Here is a 7214-nt window from a genome sequence, read left to right as displayed (position 1 = left end):
TCCATACTGTCGTCATAGACAGGGACTCTCGAAAATTTAAATATCGCCGGTTCATTTTCTATAATATCTTTGATACTTCTACTTGCATCTAAAGCAAAGACCACCGTTCTAGGAGTTAAGATCTCTTTGGTTCTTATTTTATCGAGCAGAAGAATATTCTCAATAACATCTGATTCTTTCTCCCCAAGTACACCTTCATCTTCACTCAATAGTGTACTCTCAATCAGCTCTTCTTTCGTCAAACTGATACTATCGTCTGACTTTTTAATACGATTTGTCACAAAGAGCGTGAGTATTATGATAGGGAATGTTATCCAGACAAAAAAACGTATTACATATGCAGCTGTCGGTGCTAATGATTTCCAATATACTGCCCCAATCGTTTTAGGAATGATCTCAGATAGAAATAAGATCGCAAAGGTTAAGATAATAGAAATATAAAAGACAGCTCCTGCACCATAGAGAATCTCTGCTTGTGCACCTACCGCTGCTGCACCAAGTGTATTGGCGATTGTATTGAGTATCAAAATAGAAGCTAACGATTTATTGATACCGATTTTCTGCGCTTTGAGAAGCGCTCCAGCTCTTGGACGTTCTTTTTCAAGCACTGAAATATATGCCATATTCACAGAAAGTAGAACCGATTCAAGTATCGAACAGATGAATGATATAAAAACAGCCAAAAAGAAATAAAGAATTAACAAATCCATTTAAGTAATTTTACCTTTATAATAATATTAGGGTCGCTAGACCTAAGAAAGAAAAGAAACCTACAACATCAGTCACAGTGGTCAGTACCACGGTACTTCCGATAGCCGGATCAACTTCCATTTTTTTCAACACCAGTGGAACCATTGCACCAAAGAGACCTGCACTCAGTAAATTAATAATCATAGAGAGTGCAATAACTATGCCTAGCATCCCTTTATCAAACCATAATGAGGCTATTATACCCATGATTATAGCAAAAATAAAACCATTTGCCAGGGAGAGTATGACTTCTTTTTTTATCGTACGAAATGCATCATGTTTGGCAATATCACCAAGAGCCAGCTGACGTACAACAACCGTAAGACTTTGTGTCCCTGCATTACCCCCCATAGAGGCTACAATAGGCATCAAAATAGCTAAAGCAACTACCGTTTGAAGTGTCTCTTCAAAAAGACCGATCACCAAAGAGGCAATGATCGCTGTGATAAGATTAACTCCCAACCATACTGCACGAGCTTTACCTGCTTTAAATATATCTTCATCTTCCTCTGCATCATCATTCACCCCTGCCAAATGATACATTTGATCTGTTGCCTGCTCATTAATAATGTCATAAATATCATCTGAAGTGATACGCCCAAGTAATCTTCCATTCTCATCAATAATAGGCATTGATGCAAGGTCATACTCTTGAAACTTCTGTACAATATCAGAAATATCATCATGGTCATATCCTACTATAGGCTTATACTTTTCAGGATTTTCTTCAAGATTCTCTTCTAGTGTCTTATCAAAATTAAACACAAGAAGATGGTCCAGGCCTATACCATAGTGCAAATTCTTTTCTTCGTCTGTCACAAAAAGATAGTTCACATTTTCAAGTTCATCGTTTCTTCTTAATTGCGCAAATTCTCTGATCACATCATGTACAGTATGATGTAAATTAGCCGTATATACTTCTACTTGCATATAAGCACCCGCTTCATCTTCGTCATACTGTTTAAGTTTTAAGATATCAGCTTGGTCATCTTCGTCCAGCTGGTTAAATACAGCTTTGGCTCTACCTTGATCAACCTCTTCAAGCTCTTGCATAAAGTCTGTTTGATCATCACTTTCCAGTTCCGCAACTGAATCTGCAATTTCTTTTGTTGTAAAAGACTCAACAACATCTTCAAAATATCTATCCGGAAGTTCTAAGGCTACATCAGCAATAAGCTCTTTAGGTATCGATTGTACTGCTTCATTAAAACTTTTTTCATTTAGATCTTTAAGAAGATTGGCTATTTCTGAAGGGTGTAGTTCATTATGGGGATTTTCATTTAAATATTGTGTGAGTTTATCCATAGCCCGTTCCTTTAAAAAGATGTGTTGTGAAATTATACTTTATTAAATAGTAGAATCGTTGAATTAATAAAAGAGTATCAACCTATAAAGTCAAAATGAGGAGGTAAGCAATTGAGGAAAATCCTCATTTGCTTTATTTTTCTTGTGTATCACACTTTTTAGTGATAATACATGCTGGACAAAAGTTTACGAGTCCTGCGATAAGTGGGATCACTCCAAGGTAGAACCATGCGTTTCCTGAGTATACTCCATAACCAATTAGTGCTAACCCTACAACAATTCTGATAGGTCTACAGGTTGCTCTCCATTTATTTATATCCATATTATTTCCTTTAATAATTTTTATTAGTATAACTATACAGAAATATTGATTAAAGAAGAGATAATCACTCTTATTTAATGTAAGAGTGATTTGATAAAAAGATTTGAATTAAAGTTTTGGACCAGCAGCTGAGTAGTCAAATTCACTACTTTCATCATTGTAACGTTTAAAGTTTTCAATAAACATCTCTGCCAATTTGTCACGTGTTTTTTCATACTCTGCTCTGTCTTTCCAAGCCACACTTGGATTTAGAACAGCTGTATCAACACCATTTAATGTTTTAGGGATCTTAAGGCCAAAAGTGTTTGTTGTATCAAATTCGCACTCCTTAATAGAACCATCAAGAATTCCAGTGATACAAGCACGTGTATTTTTAATACTCATACGTTTACCAACACCATAAGCACCACCTGTCCAACCAGTGTTCACAAGATAAACATTTACATTATGCTGATCAATTTTTTCACCAAGAAGTTTAGCATATACAGTTGGATGTAGTGGTAAAAATGCTTCACCAAAACATGCAGAAAATGTAGCTACAGGTTCAGTAATACCTCTCTCTGTTCCCGCTACTTTAGCCGTATATCCACTAAGGAAGTAGTACATTGCCTGCTCTTTGGTCAATTTACTTACTGGAGGTAATACACCAAATGCATCTGCTGAAAGGAAGATGATGTTATTTGGGTGACCTGCTTGTAGATCTTTCTTATGGTTTACAATGTGTTCTATAGGGTAAGAGACACGTGTGTTCTCAGTTTTAGAGCCATCCGTGTAGTCAACTTCACCGTTTTCGGCTGCAACCACATTTTCCAAAAGTGCATCTTTGATGATAGCACCATAGATCTCCGGCTCAGATTTCTCATCAAGATTGATCACTTTTGCGTAACATCCACCTTCAAAGTTAAAGACTCCATGATTATCCCAACCATGTTCATCATCACCGATAAGTGCTCTTTTCGGGTCTGTAGAAAGAGTCGTCTTACCTGTTCCTGAAAGTCCAAAGAAAAGACAAACATCATCCTCTTCACCTACATTGGCAGAACAGTGCATAGAGAGTTTACCTTCAAGTGGCAACCAGTAGTTCATCATAGAGAAGATACCTTTTTTCATCTCACCACCATACCAGGTTCCACCGATGATACCAACATTATCTTCTATATTAAAGACAACAAAAACATCAGAATTCAACCCGTGTTCTTTGTACTTTTCATCTACTGTTTTACATGCATTATATACAGTAAAGTCTGGAACAAATCTTTCAAGTTCAGACTCCGTTGGACGAATAAACATATTCTTTACAAAGTGTGCCTGCCATGCTACCTCAGTGACAAAACGGACAGAACGCTTACTTGCAGCACTTGCTCCGGCATATACATCTGTTACATAGATGTTTTTACCCGAAAGTTGAGTTAATGTAAGATCAAGAAGCTCATCATAGATCTCTTTATCTATCTTGGCATTGACATCCCCCCAAGCAATATGCTCATTTGAAGGTGCCTGGTCAACAAAATATTTGTCTTTAGGGCTACGTCCTGTAAAGATACCTGTATCACACATTGCCGTACCTGATGTAGAGATTTCACACTCTCCTCTGTTTACTTCGTGCGCTTGCAACTCATCATAACTTAAATTATAGTAGATATCTCCGATATCTTTCAATCCCAGTTTGTCAAGTCCGTTGGGCGTTTTGGTACTCATTGTATCCTCTTTTGTACATTTATTTTATAATGCTAAAGCATAAGTTAGAAAATAATATATTTTCTAACTTATACTCCCTCTAATGAGGAAGCATAATACGGAGATCTACTTTACTTAAAGATAGAAAGTAGAACACCTGCCGCAACTGCAGAACCGATAACACCAGCCACGTTTGGACCCATAGCATGCATAAGCAGAATATTACCCGGTTTTTCTTCAGAACCAACTTTACTTACAACTCTTGCTGCCATTGGTACAGCAGAAACCCCTGCTGCACCAATAAGTGGATTGATAGGTTCTTTAGAGAACTTGTTCATGATCTTAGCCATGATCACACCTGCAGCTGTACCAGCAGCAAATGCAACAAGACCAATGATCATAATACCCATTGTCTCCGCTACTAAAAATGAATCTGACGCCAGTTTAGAACCAACACCAAGACCAAGGAAGATCGTAACAATATTAATCAATGAATTTTGCATCTCATTAGAAAGTCTGTCTACGACACCTGACTCTTTTGCAAAGTTACCTAGTGCAAATGATCCTACAAGCGGTGCAGCATCTGGCAAGATAAGTGCAATCATCATGATCACGATCAGTGGGAAAATAAGTTTTTCCAGTCTATTTACCTTTCTAGATGGCTTCATAACAATTTGACGCTCTTCTTTAGTAGTCAATGCTCTCATGATAGGTGGTTGGATCACAGGAACCAACGCCATATATGAGTATGCAGCAACCGCAATTGCCCCAAGTAGTTCTGGTGCCAATGCTGAAGCGATAAAGATAGAAGTAGGACCATCCGCCCCACCGATAATACTGATCGCCGCAGATTGTTTAAGTGTAAAGTCTACCATTCCAGTATACTGAGAAAGTGCTGCTGCACCAACCAATGAACCAAAGATACCAAACTGTGCAGCACCACCTAGAAGTGCTGTCTTAGGGTTAGAAAGAAGCGGTCCAAAGTCTGTCATCGCCCCGACACCCATGAATATCAGTAGAGGGAAGAATTCATTAGCAATACCCATATTGTAGATAATACCTAACATACCCTCAGGACCTGTCATATTGGCAATAGGAATATTGGCCAGAAGTCCACCAAAAGCAATAGGGATAAGAAGGAGTGGTTCAAATCCTTTGCCAATCGCTAAATAGAAAAGAATAAAGATGATGATAAACATAATAAGTTTACCCCAACTTTGAGCGAAGAAACTCATCTCTTCACCATGACCATTCTTTACACCCTCTTGCGGGTTTACCATTGCATTGAGACCTGTAGTTTCAAAAAAGCTTCCAAGAAGTTGCGTAATAGATTTAGCTTCATATACTTGTTCTTCTTGTGCAGGTGCAGCAGGTGCGGGATGCACACTGGCTTGCACTGATGATGTGAGTGCTGTAACAGCAAACATCATCGAAAGTAAAAGATGTTTGAGCTTCATGCTTACTCCATTGTGGCTAGAAGTTGTGCGTCTGCGACTGAATCATTAACATTGACATTAATGGTAGCAATTTTACCTGCTTTAGGTGCAGGAATATCAATTTCCATTTTCATTGCTTCAAGGATCATGATCACATCACCCTCTGCTACAGTATCACCTGGATTTTTAACGATTTTCCATACATTACCTGGAGTTTGTGAATGTATCTCTACACTTCCCGCTCCCCCAGCTATAGCTGCAGGTGCTGCTGCTTCTGCTACAGCATTTACTTGAGCCGCCGGTGCAATTTGAATATCACCTTCACCCTCTGCTACTTGTACACTATATTGCTTTCCGTCTACTACTACTGTATAATTTCCTGCCATTTCTTTATCTCCGCTACAATTATTTTCTTCACCTTTTCTTACCATAAGAGGACCTTCACCCTTTAGGAACGCAATACCTTTTTGATCACATGCACCTGCAATAAAGATGTTTTCATCTGTTGTTTCAAGACCTTCATCTTCAAGTACTTTTGTCCAATGTGCTATAGATTTGGTTTCATCTCTATCAGCGATATCTAAAGGATTTTCTGTTGTTGGTTCTAACTTCAATTTCTCAGATGCAAGCTTGATGATCTCTTCATCTGCTTTTACTGGTGTTTTACCAAAGTAACCAAGTACCATACGACCGTATCCTGGCGCTATCTGCTTCCAAGGACCGAACATTACGTTTGCATATGCCTGTTGCCAGTAGAATTGACTTACCGGTGTTACAGATGTACCATAACCACCACGTTCAACTACTTCTTTCATTGCACCGATCACTTCATCAAATTTGTCAAGATCACCTGAGTCTCTCATCATCTGAGTATTGGCTGTCAATGCCCCACCAGGCATTGGTGAAAATGGAATAAGTGGTGATACTTGAGTTGCTTCAGGTGGGATCATATAGTCTGCAAGACACTCTTTAAGTCTCTCTTCATATTTGAGGATCTTATCAAGCTGCAAATCACCAAGGTTATAGTCCGTTCCTTTTGTTGCATGAAGCATAGTAAGGATATCTGGTTGACTTGTACCACCACTTACCGGTGCTGCTGCCATATCGATACCATTTGCTCCTGCATCCAGTGCTGCAAGGTAAGATGCTACAGAAACACCTGCTGTTTCATGTGTATGAAGTCTTAAGTGGACAGAGTCACCAAGAAGTTTTCTAGCCATTGCGATCGTTTCATATACTTTGTGAGGGTTTGCTGTTCCTGATGCATCTTTAAAACAAACGCTGTCATAAGAGACCCCAGAGTCTAAAATGTTTCTAAGTGTTTTTTCATAAAAAGCAACATCATGTGCTCCTTTACATCCTGGAGGAAGATCCATCATTGTTACTACTACTTCGTGATCAAGACCATGCTTCTTGATCATTTCAGCTGAAAAAGCAAGATTATTCACATCGTTTAATGCATCAAAGTTACGCACAGTTGTTGTTCCATGCTTTTTAAACATTTTTGCAAAAAGTTCAATCATCTCACGGCTACCTGTATCAAGCATTACTGTGTTAATACCACGTGAAAGTAGTTGAAGGTTGGCATCTGGTCCAACGATCTCTCTAAAACCGTCCATCATCTCAAATGCATTTTCCTGTAAATAAAAGAAAAGTGATTGAAATCTTGCTCCACCACCAAATTCAAAGTGATTAATACCTGCTTTCTTCGCTGCTTCTACTGC

General features: G+C 38.5%; 6 protein-coding genes. All 6 read right to left on the bottom strand.

What is annotated here, in order from left to right:
• The coding region (locus tag WBM70_RS07390) for a CNNM domain-containing protein (RefSeq protein WP_424557858.1) at window positions 1–710 on the bottom strand (710 nt) is incomplete at its 3' end.
• A gap of 16 nt (window positions 711–726) precedes the next feature.
• Complete coding sequence (mgtE, locus tag WBM70_RS07385; RefSeq protein WP_424557859.1) at window positions 727–2088, bottom strand: magnesium transporter; 1362 nt, start codon at window positions 2086–2088, stop codon at window positions 727–729.
• Window positions 2089–2188: 100 nt separating this feature from the next.
• Complete coding sequence (locus tag WBM70_RS07380; protein ID WP_424557857.1) at window positions 2189–2377, bottom strand: YgaP family membrane protein; 189 nt, start codon at window positions 2375–2377, stop codon at window positions 2189–2191.
• A 108-nt stretch (window positions 2378–2485) separates the two neighbouring features.
• Window positions 2486–4075, bottom strand: coding sequence for a phosphoenolpyruvate carboxykinase (ATP) (pckA, locus tag WBM70_RS07375; RefSeq protein ID WP_424557856.1), 1590 nt, complete (start codon window positions 4073–4075; stop codon window positions 2486–2488).
• A gap of 110 nt (window positions 4076–4185) precedes the next feature.
• Complete coding sequence (locus tag WBM70_RS07370) at window positions 4186–5511, bottom strand: sodium ion-translocating decarboxylase subunit beta (protein ID WP_424557855.1); 1326 nt, start codon at window positions 5509–5511, stop codon at window positions 4186–4188.
• A 2-nt stretch (window positions 5512–5513) separates the two neighbouring features.
• Window positions 5514–7214, bottom strand: a 1701-nt coding sequence (locus WBM70_RS07365) for a biotin/lipoyl-containing protein (protein ID WP_424557854.1), incomplete at its 5' end; no start/stop codon positions are given.

It is taken from the genome of Sulfurovum sp., from assembly GCF_049668085.1.
In the GTDB taxonomy this organism is placed as follows: domain Bacteria; phylum Campylobacterota; class Campylobacteria; order Campylobacterales; family Sulfurovaceae; genus Sulfurovum.
Note: the sequence above shows the minus strand (reverse complement) of the source record. Positions and strands in the feature narration are given on the sequence as shown.

Excerpts from the sequence above, each read along its gene's own strand:
- WBM70_RS07380 (WP_424557857.1), bottom strand. The coding sequence starts at position 2,377 with ATGGATATAAATAAATGGAGAGCAACCTGTAGACCTATCAGAATTGTT.
- pckA (WP_424557856.1), bottom strand. The coding sequence starts at position 4,075 with ATGAGTACCAAAACGCCCAACGGACTTGACAAACTGGGATTGAAAGAT.
- WBM70_RS07370 (WP_424557855.1), bottom strand. The coding sequence starts at position 5,511 with ATGAAGCTCAAACATCTTTTACTTTCGATGATGTTTGCTGTTACAGCA.